This window comes from Brevibacterium aurantiacum (assembly GCF_007558825.1).
In the GTDB taxonomy this organism is placed as follows: domain Bacteria; phylum Actinomycetota; class Actinomycetes; order Actinomycetales; family Brevibacteriaceae; genus Brevibacterium; species Brevibacterium aurantiacum_A.
Genome location: NZ_VLTK01000006.1, coordinates 70,991 through 89,460, shown reverse-complemented (window position 1 = coordinate 89,460; position 18,470 = coordinate 70,991). Strand labels below are relative to the sequence as shown.

At 61.9% G+C, this 18,470-nt stretch carries 19 protein-coding genes and 1 pseudogene; 13 read left to right on the top strand and 7 right to left on the bottom strand.

Annotated features, from left to right (window positions below; genetic code table 11):
- Positions 1–2: 2 nt before the first annotated feature.
- The 5 genes from FO013_RS11745 (at position 3) to rplI (ending at position 3,181) form a co-directional block, all read left to right on the top strand.
- The gene (locus FO013_RS11745) at positions 3–1,328 is read left to right on the top strand and encodes a hypothetical protein (protein ID WP_143922728.1); all 1,326 of its coding nucleotides are present in this window, start codon (positions 3–5) and stop codon (positions 1,326–1,328) included.
- Between the two features lie 137 nt (positions 1,329–1,465).
- The gene (gene rpsF, locus FO013_RS11740) at positions 1,466–1,756 is read left to right on the top strand and encodes a 30S ribosomal protein S6 (RefSeq protein WP_114384810.1); all 291 of its coding nucleotides are present in this window, start codon (positions 1,466–1,468) and stop codon (positions 1,754–1,756) included.
- A 33-nt stretch (positions 1,757–1,789) separates the two neighbouring features.
- Positions 1,790–2,431: a single-stranded DNA-binding protein gene (locus FO013_RS11735; RefSeq protein ID WP_143922727.1), complete on the top strand. Its 642-nt coding sequence runs from the start codon at positions 1,790–1,792 to the stop codon at positions 2,429–2,431.
- A gap of 36 nt (positions 2,432–2,467) precedes the next feature.
- The gene (gene rpsR / locus FO013_RS11730) at positions 2,468–2,707 is read left to right on the top strand and encodes a 30S ribosomal protein S18 (protein ID WP_009882767.1); all 240 of its coding nucleotides are present in this window, start codon (positions 2,468–2,470) and stop codon (positions 2,705–2,707) included.
- Positions 2,708–2,722: 15 nt separating this feature from the next.
- On the top strand, positions 2,723–3,181 hold the full coding sequence (gene rplI / locus FO013_RS11725; RefSeq protein ID WP_143922726.1) for a 50S ribosomal protein L9: 459 nt from the start codon (positions 2,723–2,725) through the stop codon (positions 3,179–3,181).
- Between the two features lie 301 nt (positions 3,182–3,482).
- Here rplI and FO013_RS11720 read toward each other — a convergent pair whose 3' ends face one another.
- From FO013_RS11720 to FO013_RS22855, 3 genes are all read right to left on the bottom strand, one after another.
- Positions 3,483–4,784, bottom strand: coding sequence for an MFS transporter (locus FO013_RS11720; protein WP_143922725.1), 1,302 nt, complete (start codon positions 4,782–4,784; stop codon positions 3,483–3,485).
- Positions 4,785–4,789: 5 nt separating this feature from the next.
- A complete protein-coding gene (argE, locus tag FO013_RS11715; RefSeq protein WP_260848112.1) occupies positions 4,790–6,007 on the bottom strand; it encodes an acetylornithine deacetylase in 1,218 nt (405 codons plus the stop codon).
- 275 nt (positions 6,008–6,282) lie between these two features.
- On the bottom strand, positions 6,283–6,408 hold the full coding sequence (locus tag FO013_RS22855; protein ID WP_260848111.1) for a hypothetical protein: 126 nt from the start codon (positions 6,406–6,408) through the stop codon (positions 6,283–6,285).
- 128 nt (positions 6,409–6,536) lie between these two features.
- Here FO013_RS22855 and FO013_RS11710 point away from each other — a divergent pair, with 128 nt between their 5' ends.
- Positions 6,537–7,835, top strand: coding sequence for a DUF445 domain-containing protein (locus tag FO013_RS11710; RefSeq protein WP_143922723.1), 1,299 nt, complete (start codon positions 6,537–6,539; stop codon positions 7,833–7,835).
- 68 nt (positions 7,836–7,903) lie between these two features.
- Here the strand turns inward: FO013_RS11710 and FO013_RS11705 are convergent, their stop codons facing one another.
- Positions 7,904–8,554: a TetR/AcrR family transcriptional regulator gene (locus tag FO013_RS11705; protein WP_260848110.1), complete on the bottom strand. Its 651-nt coding sequence runs from the start codon at positions 8,552–8,554 to the stop codon at positions 7,904–7,906.
- A gap of 69 nt (positions 8,555–8,623) precedes the next feature.
- Between FO013_RS11705 and FO013_RS11700 the strand changes: the two are divergent.
- The 3 genes and pseudogenes from FO013_RS11700 to FO013_RS11690 all read left to right on the top strand — a co-directional run bounded on the left by FO013_RS11700 (position 8,624) and on the right by FO013_RS11690 (position 12,288).
- Positions 8,624–9,467 (top strand): annotated as a pseudogene (locus FO013_RS11700) (SDR family NAD(P)-dependent oxidoreductase).
- Between the two features lie 99 nt (positions 9,468–9,566).
- Positions 9,567–10,700, top strand: coding sequence for a DUF5938 domain-containing protein (locus FO013_RS11695; protein WP_143922722.1), 1,134 nt, complete (start codon positions 9,567–9,569; stop codon positions 10,698–10,700).
- A 40-nt stretch (positions 10,701–10,740) separates the two neighbouring features.
- The gene (locus FO013_RS11690; protein WP_260848109.1) at positions 10,741–12,288 is read left to right on the top strand and encodes an AMP-binding protein; all 1,548 of its coding nucleotides are present in this window, start codon (positions 10,741–10,743) and stop codon (positions 12,286–12,288) included.
- A gap of 58 nt (positions 12,289–12,346) precedes the next feature.
- Here the strand turns inward: FO013_RS11690 and FO013_RS11685 are convergent, their stop codons facing one another.
- Positions 12,347–13,207 (bottom strand): SDR family oxidoreductase, encoded by an 861-nt coding sequence (locus FO013_RS11685; RefSeq protein WP_143922721.1) that lies wholly within the window; start codon positions 13,205–13,207, stop codon positions 12,347–12,349.
- 153 nt (positions 13,208–13,360) lie between these two features.
- Here FO013_RS11685 and FO013_RS11680 point away from each other — a divergent pair, with 153 nt between their 5' ends.
- Positions 13,361–13,972, top strand: a complete 612-nt coding sequence (locus FO013_RS11680; protein WP_143922720.1) for a TetR/AcrR family transcriptional regulator — start codon at positions 13,361–13,363, stop codon at positions 13,970–13,972.
- Here FO013_RS11680 and FO013_RS11675 read toward each other — a convergent pair.
- Together FO013_RS11675 and FO013_RS11670 are read right to left on the bottom strand one after the other, a co-directional pair.
- Positions 13,939–14,349 carry a VOC family protein gene (locus FO013_RS11675; RefSeq protein WP_143922719.1) on the bottom strand — a complete coding sequence of 137 codons (411 nt, stop codon included), beginning with the start codon at positions 14,347–14,349 and terminating at the stop codon, positions 13,939–13,941. The two genes, FO013_RS11680 and FO013_RS11675, sit on opposite strands and share 34 nt — an antisense overlap.
- A complete protein-coding gene (locus FO013_RS11670) occupies positions 14,346–14,660 on the bottom strand; it encodes an ArsR/SmtB family transcription factor (protein ID WP_143922718.1) in 315 nt (104 codons plus the stop codon). Before FO013_RS11670 ends, FO013_RS11675 begins: the two co-directional genes overlap by 4 nt.
- A gap of 150 nt (positions 14,661–14,810) precedes the next feature.
- On the opposite strand from FO013_RS11670, the gene FO013_RS11665 reads away from it, so the two are divergent.
- From FO013_RS11665 to FO013_RS11655, 3 genes are read left to right on the top strand one after another with little or no spacing between them, the layout of a single operon-like run.
- Positions 14,811–15,575: an ABC transporter ATP-binding protein gene (locus FO013_RS11665; protein ID WP_143922717.1), complete on the top strand. Its 765-nt coding sequence runs from the start codon at positions 14,811–14,813 to the stop codon at positions 15,573–15,575.
- A complete protein-coding gene (locus FO013_RS11660; RefSeq protein ID WP_143922716.1) occupies positions 15,575–16,945 on the top strand; it encodes an FtsX-like permease family protein in 1,371 nt (456 codons plus the stop codon). Before FO013_RS11665 ends, FO013_RS11660 begins: the two co-directional genes overlap by 1 nt.
- A gap of 13 nt (positions 16,946–16,958) precedes the next feature.
- Positions 16,959–18,353, top strand: coding sequence for an FtsX-like permease family protein (locus tag FO013_RS11655; RefSeq protein ID WP_143922715.1), 1,395 nt, complete (start codon positions 16,959–16,961; stop codon positions 18,351–18,353).
- The last annotated feature ends 117 nt before the right edge of the window (positions 18,354–18,470 follow it).

Sequence of the window (18,470 nt, the reverse complement as noted above, 5' to 3'; positions counted from 1 at the left end):
TCATGCCTTCTCAGTCCAGCACCCGGATCGCCGAGCCTCTGCTCGGCGGTCCGGACGGCATTCACCTCGCATCTGCGGGAGCACGATTCAGGCGTGGCCAGGCCTACATCTTTGCCGGCATCCTCGGCCTGTTGACCTTTCTCGCCCTCGCCCTGCAGGGGCCCTGCCTGAGTTCGGGCTACGAACAGCCGTCCGCCTCGGCGAGGATGTGCTCCGGACCTCTGTCCACGGCATTCCTTGGCCAGACCAACCCTGAAGAAGCCCTCGGCCGCTCCCACGGAGGGATGACCGGCCTGTCGGTGATCGACGCCCGCTTCGTCCAACTCATGAAGCTCGTGACCGACGACGTCTCCGTCTTCATGACGTTCGTTCTCATCGTCAACGTGATCGCCTTCGCCGCTCTCGGCGTCGCACTTCTGGTCCTCGCCAGGCAGCGAGCTTGGCTGGTCGCGGCCTTCGCCTCGCCGGTCATCCTCTTCACTTTGGGCTCGACTCTGGACCCGGTGGCCTTGGCGCTGAGTCTCTGGGCCATGGTCATCTTCTTCGGATCATCGCCGGTGACCCCTCGACCGTGGCTGTCCGGGGCGCTCCTCGGCATAGCCTCCTTCGTCAACCCGCTGGCTCTTCTGGTAGTGCTCGCCCTCTGTCTCGCTGGGCCGCACCCGGCCGGGAGACTGCGCCCCCGGGATCCGCGGATGATGTTCGCCGCGCTCACAATCACCTCGGCGCTCATCCTGGTTATCGACGGCAGCGCCATCGAACGGATCTTGGACTGGATGCGCGAGGCTGTCGACGGCGGATCCTTCGCCTCGATCCTGGTCATGGCGCGACTGGGAACCGCCGAGGTGTGGGCACCGGTGTGGATCATCGCCAGTGCGGGTGTCATCGTCGCGGTCACCATCGCGCTGTACATGGTGCGCCGAGCCGGACTCGACCCAGCCGTCGCCGCCTGCCTCCTCATCGGTGGCTGCCTGCTGCTGGCGCCGGGGATGATGCCCTGGGACAGTCTCTGGATCCTGCCGTTCTTCGCCCTCACAGTCCGTCGCTGGTGGGTGCTCATCTTCTGGGCGCTGGCGGAGGCGGCCTTCGCCATTGCCATCCACCTCGGCGACGTGACCGCGATCGAAGCGGACAAAGGCCTCGAACCGACCTTCGTCGCACTCCTGACTCTCCTGCGACTGCTCGTCCTCGTCGCAGTCGTCATCTGCGCGGGTGAGAATCTGTACCGGCGACGAATCCGCGGTCGACTGCTCAGGGCAGAACCTCCTCGGCGCGTCGAAGACGACCGCCCGACGATCCGTGTCCAAGGGCACGGGAATCCGACATGACACCACCGGTGCGCGTCCACTAGACTGTGGAGGTCTGTTCCCATTTCACGACCATCGTGGGGGCTGGAACGGACATGCATATGCCCTCCTGCCATGGAACGACCATGGCCGCAAAGACCAGAGGAGGTGGGTGACAGATGCGTCATTACGAGCTCATGCTCATTCTTGACAACGAAACCGAAGAGCGGACGTTGGCTGACACCGTGGACAAACTGATGAAGGTTGTCCCGGCTGAAAACGGAACCGTCGACAACGTGGACATCTGGGGACGCAGGCGCTTCGCCTACGACATCCAGAAGAAGTCCGAAGGCTTCTACGTCGTGGTTGATTTCCACGCAGAGCCCGCAACGACCAAGGAACTCGATCGCCAGCTCGGACTCAACGAGTCCGTCCTGCGCACCAAGATCCTCCGCCCAGACGCCAAGTAACAGCGTCAAGCACCTCGTTTCAAGGAGCAGTCAATGGCAGGCGAAACAGTCATCACGGTCGTCGGGAACCTGACAAGTGATCCCGAGCTGCGCTTCACACCCAACGGTGCTGCGGTCGCAAACTTCACCGTGGCTTCGACGCCGCGTATGTTCGACCGTCAGTCCAACGAGTTCAAGGACGGGGAAACCCTGTTCCTTCGCTGCTCGGTGTGGCGTGAGATGGGCGAAAACGTAGCCGAATCCTTGCAGCGTGGTACTCGGGTCGTCGTTCAGGGCCGCCTCAAGTCGCGGTCCTTCGAAACCAAAGAGGGCGAAAAGCGCACCGTCATGGAACTGGACGTCGACGAAGTCGGCCCCAGCCTGCGACGCGCCACCGCTCAGGTGACGAAGAACGAACGCAGCGGAGGCGGATTCTCCGGTGGCGGTAACTTCGGCGGAGCGCAGCAGGGCGGAGGCCCCCAGCAGGGCGGCTTCTCTCAGCAGCAGTCGTCGGGCTGGGGCAACAACCCGCAGCAGGGCAACCCACAACAGGGTGGCTCGCAGCAGGGTGGTCAGCGCCAGGGCGGTTACAGCCAGGGGAACAGCGCACCGGCGAATGACCCGTGGGCATCATCGAGTCCACAGGGCGGCAACGGCGGCTGGGGCAACCCGGGCGCCGATGAACCACCGTTCTAAACACGTTCAAGACATTTCGTAAATCAGGAGATACTCATGGCCAAGCCAGAGATCCGGAAGCCTATCAAGAAGAAGGCTAATCCGCTCAAGAAGGGCGAAGCGGCGAAGATCCACTACAAGGACACCGCTACGCTCCGTAAGTTCATTTCCGACCGCGGCAAGATCCGTGCCCGTCGCGTCACCGGCGTGACCGTGCAGGAACAGCGCGTCATCGCGAAGGCCGTTAAGAACGCCCGCGAGATGGCACTTCTGCCCTACTCGAGCACTGCTCGCTGATCGGAGGGTGAGAACATGTCAAACCGTAAAGTAATTCTTAACCAGGAAGTTGATGGTCTGGGAGCCGCCGGCGACATCGTCGAGGTTCGCGCCGGATACGCACGTAACCTGCTGCTGCCCCGTGGCTGGGCATCCGCATGGTCCGCCGGTGCAGAGAAGCATGTCCTTGCTCTCCGCAAGACCCGCCAGGCCAAGCAGATCGCCGACCACGATGAAGCAGTCAAGGTCAAGGCTCAGCTGGAATCCTCCAGCGCTCGCATCGAGCTCAAGTCCGGCAAGAACGGCCGCCTCTTCGGCGCCGTGACCCCGGCACTTGTGGCCGAGGCGCTGAACACCGCAACCGGACACGACTTCGATCGTCGTCAGGTTGCACTGCCTGCTCACGTCAAGACCTCCGGCAGCTACACCGCTACCGTGCGCGTCAACGACGAGATCACCGCGAACGCCAAGTTCGAGGTCGTCGGCAAGGCCTGATGCTTCCGCAGCGAGTCTGACTGGCCGTTGGTCAGTTCGACTCGTAGTCGAAAGCAGAGCTGAACGTCGAGGGGACACTTTATAGAGTGTCCCCTCGACGTTTCTGTATGCTCCCAGCCATCTCGGTTGCTCCGTCGCCTATGGGAAGTTCAGGTCGACAATCATGGTGTCGGGCCGGAAGACGACTCAGGCTGCGGAACAGTACACGGCTTGCAACCTGTGTATTGTTCCGCAGCCTGACTACCGATGGCGCAATGCATGGCGCGACTATGCCGAGTGCACCCGTGTGGCCAGTGCAGCCTCAGCGCTGTCCGTAGTGCCTGCGGACGAAGAACAGGCCGATGAGGGAGAGCACGGCGACTCCCATGTAATAGACGCTCGGCGAGTTCAGAGAATCGGTGATATCGAGCAGCCACGTGAGCACCAAGGGAGCGATGCCGCCGAGGAGCGTCACGCCGATGTTGTAGGCCGTGGACAGCCCTGTGCCCCTGATCTCGGCGGGGAACAGCACGGAGAGCATGCCGGGCAGCGGCGCGAAGTAGAACGCCATGATCACACCGAGCACGGCGATGACGAAGATGAACGCGGGCACGCTGCGCTGGGTGACGATGAGCTGGAACAGCGGCCACGCGAGCACCAGGGCCGCGACCGCGGCATAGGTCATGATCCGCGCGGGACCGACGCGATCGGCAAAGCGACCAACCAGCGGTGAGCCGATCAGGCAGATCAGACCGGCCAGAATGCCGCCGAGGTAGGCTGCTGTCGGTGAGATGCCCAGGTTGGACATTGCGAAGGTCGGCATGAAGAGGATCATGTACACGGAGATCGTGGCGACACCGACCGACGCGGAGGCTGCGAGGATGCGACCCCAGTGGTTGGCGAAGAGCGTGCGCAGGGGCGACTTTGCCGGAGGCCTCGACGTGAACTCCTCAGTCTCGTCGAGTTTGGACCGGATGTAGAGTCCGACGGGTCCGACGAGGAGACCGATGAGGAACGGCACCCTCCACCCCCACGAATGGAGCGCTTCATCGGAGAGATAAGTGTTGAGGGCGAATCCGAAGGCCGAGGCCAATGCCATCGACGCTCCCTGGCTGGCGATCTGCCAAGAGGCATAGTACATCTTCCGGTGCGGTGCGGTCTCAACGAGGAAGGTCGTCGCCGTGCCGAACTCGCCGCCGGCGGAGAAGCCCTGCAGCAGGCGGGAAGTCAGGATGATGAGCGCGCCCCAGATTCCGATCTGCGAATAGGTCGGGGCAATCGCCATGAGCAGCGTGCCGAGCATCATGAGGAACAGTGTCAGGGTCAGCGCCGGCTTACGTCCGCGCCGATCGGCGAATCGGCCCAGGACCAGACCACCGATGGGGCGGACCAGGTAGGAGATCGCGAATGTGGCGAACGTGAGGATGAGGGAGAAGACCGGATCACCCTCAGGATAGAAGATCTCCGAGATCACGACGGCGAACGACGCGAAGACGATGATGTCGAACCATTCGAGGGCTGCACCGATCGAGCTGGAGATGACGGCCTTGCGTGCGGCAAGGAGACGTTCCGGAGTTGCCTCGAGTACGGGTTCTTGCTGCGGATTCGCGGTGGAGGAGCTCATGGCGTCTACTTTCCTGCTGTGCTGAGGTCGGCTGCTGCGCCGAGGTCGCCCTCTGCGCTGAGATCGGTGATCAGATTGCCGATGAACACTTCGCAGGCGGCAATCTGTTCGAGTTCGATGAACTCATCGGGAGCGTGTGCCTGGGCGATGTCCCCGGGGCCGCAGACGACAGTGGGGATGCCGGCATTGGAGTACAGTCCCGCCTCGGTGCCGTAGGTGACCTTGTCGTCGCTGATCTCTCCACCCCACTGACCAGCCAGAGAGACGATGTCGGCCTCAGCCGGAGTTTCGCAGCCGGGGGCGGCTGCCTCAACGGTGAAGTCGACTCGGGCGCTGTCGTTCTCCGCGCGCATCATGCGTTCGAGGCGGGCCGCCTCGGCGCGGAACCGTTCAACCAGGGCCTCACGGTCGACGGATCCCAGGGATCGGAATTCGAACTGCACGCTCGCCTCGGCGGGGATCGTGTTGACGGCGATGCCGCCGCTGATCGTATTCGCCGTCACCGTGGTGAAGGGCACGACGTAGTTCTCATCGAAAGGTCCCTCGGTGCGGAATTCGGCGGCGACCGCATGGACGAAGGTGACGAACTCGGCGGCGTAGGCAATCGAGTTCACGCCTTCCGGGGTCAGCGAGGAATGTGCCGCGACGCCGTGGAAGTCGACGCGGAAGACGTTCATCGACTTGTGTCCGCGCACGACCCGCATGCTCGAGGGCTCACCGACGATGCAGCCGCGAGGCGCCAGACCGGCCTCGGTGATTGTGTCCACGAGGTCGATCGCGCCCACACAGCCGACCTCTTCGTCATAGGAGAAGGCGAGGTGGATGGGCTCCTTGAGCTTCGCGGCCGCCAGGTCGGGCAGTTTGGCGAGGATGACGCCGATGAAGGATTTCATGTCTGCGCTGCCGCGCGCGTAGAGCTTGCCGTCCCTGACCTGTGGGGTGAAGGGGTCGCTCGACCAGTCCTGACCGTCGACCGGTACGACATCGGTGTGCCCGGACAGGACGATGCCTCCGCTGGTGGAACCGTCGGCGGCCGGCAGAGTGGCCAGCAGGTTCGCCTTGGTGCCTTCGGCGTTGGGCACCATCTGAGATTCGATGCCCGCGGCCTTGAGGCGTTCGACGACGTGGTCGATGAGTGGGAGATTCGTGTCCCGGCTCGTGGTGTCGAAGGTGATGAGATCGGTGATCTCGGAAATGGTGGCCTCGGCCGGTAGTGCGGACACGGCTGCTCCTGACTGTACTGGGATGAACCGTCTGGTCAGCCTGAAGCGGAACCTGGTCGGGTCCCTCCCGTGCGGGACAGCGGTGACCAGACCCCGATACACTACGTCCGAAATGTTGGTGAGATCGTGAAGTCTCGTCAATTGAGACCAGCTCTTGCGGGGTGGCAGGCAATTCTCTGCAATTGCGCGATCCGCAGAGTGCAGAAGGTCCATTTGAGCGCGCGTGTCCTACATTCTGTTTCCTACGATTGAGCTGGCGAACTCGACGAGTAATCTCAGACACCTGCCGGGTATGTGACGTCTCCGGTGTTGGCGAGGACGCCTCCGGCGCAGAGTTCGGCGACTGAGAAGTTCTCCGCCATGTCATCCTCCTCAGATCGTCGAACGTCGCCTCTCCCCATACAAACACGATGCGGCCATCGGCAACAGGGTGGGCTGTGATTCAGGTTCCCAGCCTCGGCACAGCCTGCCGATGACCATCTTGGGCGGGGACTTCGCTAAAGTCGATGACAGATGACAAGGGGGAACGATGTCGATCGAAAAAGCACCGTCCGTGCCGCGCTTCGGCGGTCCGAGCGAACTGACGCCGGAAGATCAGGAGCGGGGACGGGGTCTGCGCAAGATGCGCACACTGGCACTGTCGCTCCTCATCCTCGCCACCCTCATCTTCCTGATCACCCACATCTTCACCGACAACACCGGGGTCTGGGGCTTCGTCTCGCGCGCGTCCGAGGCCGCGATGATCGGTGCGATCGCCGACTGGTTCGCCGTCACCGCGCTCTTCCGCCACCCGCTCGGTCTGCCGATCCCGCACACCGCGATCATTCCGCGCAAGAAGGACACTCTGGGCGCGAGCCTGTCCGCATTCGTCGCCGCGAACTTCCTCCACGCCGAGGCGGTGTCGACGAAGATCCGGTCCGCTCAGGTGTCCCATCGTGCCGGTGTTTGGCTGAGCAGATCCGCCAACCGTGACCTCGTCGTCGACCGCGCGGCCGGTGGGCTCGAATATGTTCTGGCTCGCATCGACGACGAATCCGTCGTGGCTCTGACCAAGAACGTCATCATTCCGCGCCTGGTCTCGACCCGCAAGACCCCGGTGCTGGCGCAGCTGCTGCGCCAGATCGTCCTCGACGGTGCGCACCACAAACTTGTCGACCTCATCGTCGCCGAGGCGTACTCCTGGTTGAGCGACAATCCGCAGGTCATCGATGAGATCGTCCACAACCGGGCACCATCCTGGGTCCCCGATTTCGTCAACGAGCAGCTGTCGATCCGGCTGCAGCGAGAGGTGCTCGGTTGGGTCGCCGACGTGCGCGACAACGAATACCACAAGGCCCGTCAGGCCCTCGACGCCTGGCTCGTCGACCTCTCCGACGACCTCAATGGGGAGACTCCGTTGTCGGAGAAGGCAGAGGTCATCATCAACGACCTGCTCAGCCAGTCAGGGGTCGTCGACTCCGTGCTCGAGATCTGGAGCAGCCTCAAGCAGCTCCTGCGCCAAGCCATCATCGACCCGAATGGCGAGGTGCGCGGCCGCATCTCGGAACTCATCGGAGAATTCGCCCAGCGGCTGCAGGCTGACTCGAAGTTCGCCGCCAAGATCGATGACCGGATCGCCACCACGGCCGGAGATCTGGCCGAGAGCTTCGGCCCCGAGATCGCCAGCGTCATCTCCGACACGATCGAACGCTGGGATGCGAAGGAAGCCGCCGAGCGTATCGAGCTCTACGTTGGCCGGGATCTGCAGTACATCCGTATCAACGGAACCGTGATCGGAGCCCTGGTCGGACTTCTCATCCACACGATCATCGTGCTGCTGCCCGGGTGAGGGACGGCCCAGTTGCACGGGTGATCGCGGCCTGTTGGATGAGGGATACAGCCGCAGAGGTCGGTTGATCAGCGCGGGGTTGTTTCCACCGGTGCACATAGTCCCGGAAGCAGGGTCATCACCTGTGTTCTGATCCAGTCGACTGCACCTGGTCGATCGGCGAGGAAGTCCCGCAGAGTGGACTCGAAGATGCCGTCGAACATCGAGTAGGCGGCGCGCGACTCGACCATGGGAGACGTGCTGCTCAACTCTGCGTAGCGGGAGACGACGCGCCAGATCATGTCTTCGAGTCCTTGATCAATGTCATGGACATCGTCACGAAGCTCCTCCTGGAACATGCTCTGGGACCGAAGGTCGTACCACAGGCGATGCATGGACGGTTCTTCGGTCAAGGTCTGTACGAGCTTGTCGGCGAAGCCGGTGAGCAGCCCATCTGACGAAGTGGATTCCTCTACCACTGAGTCGTAGCGGTGCATGCACTGCGTCTTGTAGTGACGGACGCAGAAGACGATGAGTTCTGTCTTGTCGCGGAAATAGTAGTGGACCACGCCGTGGCTGAACTCGGAGTTCGCCGCGATATCGCGCAGGCTCGTTCGCGCATAGCCGAGCTCGCCGAGGGTGCGCAGAGCGGATTCTGCGAGTTTGATTCGGCGTTCGTCGTAGGTGCCCGTACCGCGTCGGCTGCGAGCAGACTTCTGCACTGCCTGAGTGGTTGCCACATCCTGATAGTAGCCGCACTCCATGTCTTGATCAATGGTCTGGACGGATGGTCTTGACACTTGTCAAGAATGAATGTGACGCTTATCTCACCGTTTGAACCGCAGGCAAAGGAGCCGAAGATGTCAACATACGATCTGACCGGGCACAGGGCGCTGGTCACTGGTGGAGCACAAGGGCTTGGAGAGTCATACGCTCGTGCACTCTCTGCTGCAGGAGCAAAAGTAGCCATCGCTGATCTGCAGGAACGGGGGGGCAGACGTTGCCTCGGATCTGGGCGAGGGAAGCCACTTCGTCAAGCTCGATGTCACAGACGATGCTTCGTGGCAGGCCGCGATCGAATCAACGGTCAACGCATTGGGCGGACTGGACATCGTGATCAACAATGCTGGACTGGAGATCACCAGTCTGATCACTGATATCGATCCCGCTGACGCCAAGAAGATGCTCGACGTCAATATTCTCGGTACGGTCCTGGGCCTCAAACACGGAATGCGTGCGATGCGACCGGGTGGGCCCGCAGAAGGCGGAGGAACAATCATCAACGTCGCCTCCGTGGCGGCGACCATCGCATTTCCGGCGATCTCCGTGTACTCCGCAACCAAGTCGGCAATTGACCGTCTGACCAGAGTTGCAGCAATGGAGAGCGGGAAATTGGGGTATGGGGTCAGGGTCAACTGCATCTTCCCTGGCCTGGTCCCCAATGCCATGGGTGCAGGTCTGGCCAATGACGTTGCGGAGCTCGGTCTCTTCGAAAGCCCTGAGGCTGCCGTCGCCGCAGTTGTTGATCTGACTCCCTCGGGACGCTTGGGCGAGGAGAAGGATATGACGGATGCCCTCATGTTCTTAGCCTCCGACGAATCGCGATTCATCAATGGAGCTGCTCTGCAGGTCGACGGAGGTATGGGCATGTGACTGAACATCTGCGAACTTGAGCACAGTCCACACCTGAACACAGTCCAGACGCCTGGGCACAGTCCACACCTATACATTGATCGCGAGAAGGAGACCATCATGCCCGAACAGAAGAAGCCCGTCGTCGTCTACGGGGCAAGTGGCTACACAGGACGACTCGTCTGCGAATATCTGCGTCAATATGGAGTGCCGTTCATCGCTGCTGGCCGCAGTGAACAGCGCCTGCAGGAATCGATGAACACCAACGTTCCCGGTATCGAAACCGCCGACTATGAGGTCAAGGCCGTCGACAATGAAGTCGGAGCACTGACGGAGCTCTTCTCCGGCGCCGAGGTTGTCATCAATACCGTCGGACCCTTCAGCAAGTACGGTCCCATCGTCGTCGAAGCAGCATTGGCCGCGGGGGTGCACTATTCCGACACTTCGGGAGAGCAGGACTGGCTGATCACCTGCGAGGAGCAGTTCGGACAGAAGTTCGCTGAGAAGAACCGCCTTCTCTCACCGGGGCTGGCGCAGATGTACACAATCGGAGAGATCGCGGCAAATCTGTGCCTTGAGAAGCCGGGACTCGACACCTTGGACATCGCAGTCTTCTGGGGCGGAAGTCCGACGATCGCCTCGACGCAGACGATTCTCGTCAATGCTGCGACGTCGAAGGCGTACTACCTCGAACGAAATGCCTACAGCGAATTCGACCCGAATGAGGGTCTGGTACCGCTCGTTGTTCCCGGTCAGCATGAGCTGGCGCAGTCCCTCCCCTGGGGCGGAACCAGTCATCCGGTCTGGTTCAAGAACGACCCACGCGTTGCCAACGTCAAGGCGCAGGGCGGTGTTTTCAATACAGCTCTGATGCGTGGCGTCCCAGTCATCGTGGCCAATGCGCTCGAACAGACTAAGGACATGTCCGCTGAAGAGCGGGACAAGGTGCTCACCGAGACCGCGGCCCAAGTCATGAGCGAGATGCCGCCAAGGGAGAATCCGCTGGTGAACAAGTCACTCGACTCGGTCCACGCCAGCGGGCCATTGGGACGGGCACATTGCGTCATCCACGGAAACAGCAATTATCAGCAGACCGGACTGCTGCAGGCCTATTTCGCCTACCATCTGATCCAGCAGGCACCTCGGCAGGTGGGATTTGCTTCGGGCTGTCAGGCCTTCGGCCACGAAGTGCTCCTTGGTGTGCTGAAGGAATTCGGGCTCGTCGCTGACCCGGTGCTCACGGTTCAGAACTGACGGGTCAGGACTCACGGATCAGATATGACGCGAAGGAACGATGATGAGACTCTCCGACTTTCTTGACAAGGGTGCCTCCGTCAATCCGCAGGCACCATGCCTGACCACGGATGGGACGACGCTCAGCTACGAACAGGTGCAGTCGCTGTCGGTCGAGATCGCGGCCGGACTCGCGGCTCAGCAGGTGTCGGCGGGAGACAAGATCGCCATCATCTCCGGCAATGACCCGACTGCCTTCACCTGTGTCTTCGGGATCAGTCGGGTCGGAGCCGTGTGGTGTCCGATCAATCCTCGAAACGAGGCCGAAGAGAATCGCGAATTGCTGGAGCTCTCAGACTGCACAGTTGTGATCTACGCGGGTGCCTATGCGGAACTTGTCGAACGCATCCGTGCCGAACTGCCCATGGTGCACACCTGGATCTGCCTGGATGCGCAGCCAGCAGGAGCACTCGGCTGGGAGGAGTTCCTTGATTCGGGAAAGAACCGTCCGGCCTTTGGAGCGCCCGTCGATGATCTGGCGATGGTTGTCGGCACCGGCGGTACGACGGGGCGTCCCAAGGGAGTGATGCTGTCGAATCGAAATCTCGAAACGATGACCGCACTGACCTTGATGTCCTATCCATTCACAAAGACACCGGTGTACCTGGCGATGGCGCCGCTGACCCACGCTGCCGGGGTCCTGTGCTTTCCAATCCTGTCCCTTGGCGGGGAGATCGTCATCATGCGCGGTGCCGATGTCGGAGCGTTCTTGGCCAACGTTGAGGCACATGGTGTCACGCACTCCTTCCTGCCGCCGACGATTGTGTACATGATCCTCGCCGAGGCGGGGCTGGAGACCACGGATCTGAGTTCGCTCGAATGCCTGTGGTACGGGGCAGCGCCTATGTCGCCGGTGCGATTGGAAGAGGCGATCGAGAGGATCGGCCCGGTCATGGCGCAGCTGTTCGGCCAGACGGAGGCACCCATGATGATTTCGACGATGGCACCGCGCGATCATTTCCTGCCCGACGGGAGCCTGGCCGAAAACCGGCTGAGCTCGGCGGGCAGACCGACCCCGTTGTGCACTGTGGAGGTGATGTCTCCAGAAGGCGAGATTCTGTCCAGAGGGGAGCGCGGAGAGATCGTCGTTCGCGGATCGCTCGTCATGGACGGCTACTACAAGAATCCCGAAGCGACCGAGGAGGCGACCCGATTCGGATGGCACCACACCGGCGACATCGGCTACCTCGATGAGGACGACTATCTCTATGTCGTCGATCGTGCCAAGGACATGATCATCACCGGAGGGTTCAACGTCTATTCCACTGAAGTGGAGCAGGCCCTGCTGTCCCACCCCGATGTTCAGGACTGCGCCGTCATCGGTCTGCCCGATGAGCATTGGGGTGAGATGGTCACCGCCGTCGTTCAGCTTCGCCGAGGTGGTGCGGTGACGACGGAGGAGCTGCGGGCGCACGTCAAAGCTCGGATCGGCAGCATCAAGACCCCGAAGCGCATCGATGCCTGGAGCGATCTGCCCAGGTCGAAGGTGGGCAAGGTCCTCAAGGTCGAGATCCGCGACGAATTGCTGAAGGACGAGACCTCGATGTGAAGTCGTGAACTAGTGGAGAACCCATGTGCCTGATCGATAGACGTCGGTCCGTGGGTGATCACTCAGTCCGCACCATCTGTTCCCTGAGTTGATCGGAGATGGTTCGGGGCGGCCGTCCGAGGAGACGAGACAGGGTGGGATCGGGGTGCGCGAAATGGCCGCTTCGCGTTGCTTGGAACATCGTCAGAGTGAATCGTGCGGCAGCCTCGGGCACCCCGTTGGCCACCTCACCTGCAATCCATTCTTCGTCCTCGACAGCGATGCGTTCTACAGGGTGGCCCGATAGTTCTGCGGCGTGTGTGGCGAAGTCAGTGAGAGTCACCGGTGAGGGCAGTGTGAGATTGACTGGGCCGTCGAGGGACGATGCGTTGGTCAGTATTGCCGCGGCCGCTTCGCCGGCATCGCGTCGGTCGATCCACGAGAAGGGACCGTCGGCTGGTTTGGCGATTGTGCCCGTTGCCTGCCATGGTCCGAGCAGATCTCCCAGGTCTCCGTAGAAGCCGTTGCGCAGTGCCGTCCAGGAAACGCCCGACTCGGCAAGATGCTGCTCGGTGGCAGCGTGGATTGCCAGTGGAGGATAGGGGGAGTTGAAGCTGGTCCCGAGAGCGCTCGTGTACAGGATTCGTTGGGCTCCAGCCTCGACTGCCGCGTCGATGGCTGTTCTGTGTTGTGTGATGACGTCCGCGGTGACATCACTCGAGGAGACGAGAAGCACCTGTTCCGCGTCGGCGAACGAGTGACGGAGCGCATCTGGATCGTCGTAACTTCCTTGTCTGACGCGAACGCCCTGGTCAGCCAGGTGCTGTGCGCGGTCGGGATTGCGGACGCTGACACCGATGTCGCTCGGCGCGATCCGTTGGAGGAGGTGCTCCACAGTGAATCCGTTGAGAGCGCCCGTTGCTCCGGTCACGATGATCATGATGGCGACCTTTCGCTGAAGCCGGTCCGAGACCGGTGCTGATGGAGGCACCGCTTTTAAGTTGACTTAAATGGTCAACTTAGTGCCGACATCCATCCTGCGGTAAAGTGACCAATGGAGTCAAGTTATGGAGAGAACAGGGAAGAGCTGAGGGTGGCTGATAGGAATTCTGGGCCGACGTTGCGCACGGATGCCCGCCGGAATGTCGAGAGGATCCGCGCTGCCGCAATCGAGGTGTTTCGCGTCGAGGGACTTTCGGCACCTCTGGAGAACGTTGCCGGTACCGCCCAGGTGAGCAAGGCGACGATCTTCAATAGGTTCGGCGGGCGGATCGGACTGATCGATTCCGTCATCGACGAGGTTGTCGCGACTAAGCTGAAATCCGTGATCGATGACGCCCGCTCAGTTCCCGGTATCAGTGAGCGGATTCGATTCTACGTCGGTGCCATCCGCGACCTTCAATACCGACTGCCGGCGGTCAACGACGTTCTCCTGCAGGCGTTTCCTGCCTCGGGCCCACTCATGGAACTCTGTCACCTTGGGGGAAGCTTCCACGAAGAGCTTGTGCAGGATGGGCATGCGGCAAACGCTTTGGCCGAAGAGGTCACGCCGGAAGACTTTCAAGCGATGGCCGTCGACAACTCACTTGCACTCAAGTACGGGGTTCGCCCCTCCAGAGCGGCCTACGAGCGGCGAACCGGATTGCTTCTCGACGGAATCTGCCAGCCTGCTCACGGCAGGTCGGGCTCGCCCTCTTCCTGGTGAATGAGCTGGATCAGGTTGCCGACGGTGTCGTCGAGGACTGCTGTGGTGACCGGGCCCATCGTCGTCGGTTTCTGAATGAAGGTCACACCGAGTTTGCTCAGGCGATCGTATTCGGCCTGGACATCCTCAACGGCGAACTGGTTGATGGGTATTCCGTCTGCCTTCAGCGCAGAAGTGAAGTCGTTCGCGGCGGGGTGTCCCTTGGGTTCGAGGACGACTTCTACGCCGTCGGGATCCTCTGGTGAGACGACTGTCAGCCAGCGGAAGTCCTCGCCGACCGGCACATCGACCTTCGGAATGAAGCCGAGCCGATCCGTGTAGAACTTCAGGGCGCGAGCCTGGTCGTCGACCGGAATGCTGATCCACTGTGCCTTCATGATGACTCCTCAGTCTTAGTCGTGTGTTGTTGTGTAGTCGTCTGCGGTATCGCCCACCGCTTGAGTATCGACCGCAGCGGCAGCGGGTCGATGCGATGGAATTTGTATCTGCCTTCTCTTCTTGAGCGGATGAGCCCGGCAGCTTCCAGCACCTCGAGGTGCTGGGACACTGCCTGCCTGGACATGCCCAGGTCATGCTTGATGCTCAGACGCGAGCAGATTTCGAACAGAGTCTGATCGTCACGGTCGACCAGCTCATCGAGGATGGTCCGCCGAGTGGGGTCTGCAAGTGCCTTGAAGATATCGGCCACACAGACACAATAGGCAAGCAAATGCTTGCATGTCAATGGCCTGCGGTCATCACCGGGTTAAAAACCCCTATTGCAAGTGTCGGGTTTTCCTCGCCGAGGTGGTGGGAGGTCTTCATAGTCGGGCAAGTCCGATTGCGAAAATATGGAGACATGACAAACACACAGCTTCCCGCAATCATCACATCATCGAACGTGACCAAGCACTACAACCAGACCTATGCGCTCGCCGGAGTCGATCTCACCATCGGCCTCGGCGAGTCTTTGGCCATCATGGGGCCCTCCGGTTCCGGAAAGACGACTCTCCTGCACTGCTTGGCCGGCATCATCCGCCCCGACGAGGGCACCATTCGCCTCCTGCCCACAGACCGCAGCGCTGCCGCCGAGGTCACGTCGCTGAAGGAGAAGGGCCGCACTGCGCTGCGTCGCGAGGTCTTCGGCTTCGTGTTCCAGCAGGGCCTGCTCCTGCCCGAACTCACCGCTCTTGACAATGTCGCGCTCGCCGCCATGCTCTCAGGCTTGAAGCGCACCGATGCAACCGAACATGCCCGCGCGTGGCTCCAGCGCCTGGGACTGGCCGAGCACCTGAACAAACGCATCGGACAGCTCTCCGGTGGACAGGCTCAGCGCGTGGCCATCGCCCGCGCCCAGGTCACCCAGCCCGTGGTCACCTTCGCCGACGAACCCACCGGCGCCCTGGACTCCTCCACCTCCAGCGAGGTGCTCTCCGAACTCCTGGCGTCCACGACTGGACGGGGATCCACTCTGGTCGTGGTCACCCACGATGAGACGGTGGCCGCTCGCTGCTCGCGCATCGTCCGCCTTGCGGACGGTCGGATCGTCTCCGACTCCGCGAATCAGCCTATGGGGAACGACCAGCGCGTGCAGAGCAGCCAGTACGTTCAGAACAACCGGTGATGCCGACCATGAATATCCTTCCCGTCGTACTGACCAAGAAATCTTTCACCTCGACGACTTCGAAGCTCGTCGCCATCGCATTCTTCGCATGCTCGACGCTCTTCCTCACCGTCGCCGGCGGTGCCTGGGCGTTCAACGACCGACCCGATGTCTCCGGATACGCCGAGGTGGCCGACCTCTACCGCATGCTCGCGATCTTGGCCACGGTCTTCCTCATCGTTCCCGCGATCAGCTTGGGGGTCGCCTCGGCGAAGTTGAGTGCCCGGCGTCAGGATGAACGCCTGTCCACACTCTCCCTGCTGGGCGCGAGGCCCGGCACCGTCCGGCTGCTGGCGGTCGCCGAACCCTTCATCCCCGCCGCGACCGGCATCATCGCCGGGATCGTCGGCTACTTCCTGCTCGCCTACCCACTCAGCTTCCTCGTCTTCACCGGCGAACCGTTGGGGTACTCCGCACTGATGATGCCGGCGTGGCTGCTTGCCGCTGTCGTCATCGGACTGCTGTTCGTCTGCCTCATCTCCGCACTGCTCGGCCTGCGCAGGATCACGATTTCACCTTTGGGTGTGCGCACCAGGTCCATGGCCAGGAAGTTCCCCGTCGCTCGTATCATTTCCGTGGTCGTGCTCGTGGTCGGAATGATCGGCGCCCTCGTCTTCTCTCTCAATCGGGACCAGCCGAGGATGACCTATACGATTGCGAGCATCATCACGATCGGGATCGCCCTTCTGCTCATCAACGTCATCGGCGTCCTCGTCATGCGTATCCACGGCTGGCTCAGTCACCGGATCGCCCGCACACCCACGTCGATGATCGCGGCGTCGATGATCGCCGATGCACCTGCACAGTACTGGCGTCGCGTGGCAGGTCTGGCGATGATCACCTTCATCGCGGTCGTCGGTGGTGCCGGCACGGCGATGATGCGGGCGAATCAGGGAGATCTCACCGCCGAGGACAAGGCGATCATGGGCCCCTTCCAGTACATGGCCGATGACATCTTCACCGGACTCACCCTCACCCTGGCTATCGCCTTCGTCTTCATCGTCATCTCCGCGACGATCAACCAGGCAGCAGACATCCTCGACCGGACATCGACCTACCGTGAGCTGCACTCGGCGGGAATGACGCAGAAGATGATGCACCGAGTCACTGTCAACGCGGTCATGTCGCCCATCGTCCTCGTCACCCTAGTGTCCCTGGTGCTGGGTGGAATGCTTGCCGGACTCATGGCTTCGGTCAGTGACCTCGGCGATCCGCTGACCATTGGGGTTGTCGCAGCAGTGCTCGTCGGCGGCGTGGCGATGGTGTGGCTGGGGCTGCAGTTCACCCGTCCGCTCGTGCGCAGCGTGACCGCTGTGAACGCTGCGGCCTGAGAAGGAGATCGACATGCCCACCGTTCTGCCCACAGCAACCCGCGTCGTTCCCTTCGTCCTGGGGCGCAAGACGCTGACCTCGTCGAGTTCGCTGCTGGTGATGAGCGCGTTCTTCGCCTGTACCTCCCTGTTCCTCACCGTCGCTGCCGGAGCCTGGATGTTCTTCCAGACCCCACCCAGCCCGGACCCGGGTATGGCTGGCATGGACTTCATGTACAAGTTCCTCGCGAGCTTGGCGACCATCCTGCTCGTGATTCCCGCGAGCACACTGGCGTCGGCCTCGGCGACTCTGTCCGCCCGGCGACAGGATGAGCGTCTGTCCACGATGTCGCTGCTCGGGGCGAGGCGTTCCTCCATCGTCACTCTCGCGGTGGCCGAACCGCTGGTGCCCGCGATCTGCGGTATCGTCCTCGGCGTCCTCGGCTACCTGGGCCTGGCCTGGCCGGTGAGCCTGATCCACTTCATGGGACATCCCATCGGTTACGCGAACATGGTCATGCCCGCGTGGCTGGTGGCCTCGGTGGTCGTGTTCCTCATCCTGGTGTGCATCGCGGCCTCGCTGATGGGCCTGCGCAGGGTCGCGATCTCACCACTGGGTGTGCGCACCAAGGCCTTGGAACGGAAGTTCCCCGTCGTTCAGGTGGTACTGGCGGCTCTCGTGATCCTGGCCCTGCCGGTTGTCGTGATGCTGACGAAGAGCGGAGGGCTCGGGCTGGGAATCGTCCTCTCTGCGGTCATCGCAACCTTCGTCCTCGGTCTGATCGTCGTCGACCTCCTCGGCGGGCTTCTGATCAGGTGGTTTGCCTATCTGAGCGGGAATAGGGCGCAGACTCCGGAACGACTCATCGCCTCGCGGTTGGTCTCCGACGAACCCAAGCGGTTCTGGCGCAGAGTCTCCGGGCTGGCCATGACTGCGTTCGTCGCTGCAGTGGGCGGAACCGGCATCTCGCTCATGCGGCTCGGCCTCGACGCGGGGGATGAGCCGGGCGCCCGGATGAACGACGCCGACCGGTTCCTGCTGCAGGACATCTTCACCGGAGTCATGCTGGTGATGGGAATTTCGATCCTGTTGATCGCCGTATCCGCGCTGATCAACCAGGTTGCCGACATCTACGATCGAGCCGACACATTCCAAGATCTCTACGCCGCGGGAATGGATCCGGAGACCATGCACAAAGCCATGGTGAGAGCAGTTCTGGGCCCGGTCATCTGGGTGTCGCTGCTGGCAGGCGGGCTCGGTCTGCTTCTCGTTCTGCCTTTGGCCGGGGCAGCGCTCGTGCTCAAACCGATCACATTCCTCACGTTTGTTGCGTCAGTGGTCCTCGGTATCCTCATCATCAGATCGGGATTGCAGCTGGCGAAGCCGATCCTCGTGACCGTGGCGACCGCAGGCCGTTCACGGGGTTGAGGAGGGTGCCGTGAGCATGCCGGAGTGAGCGTGTACTCACACTCGGATATCCCCGCCGAGGTGGGTCTGCGGCTTCTCGATCCAGGTACAGTTGGAGGGCGTTGAAAGCGGGTGTCC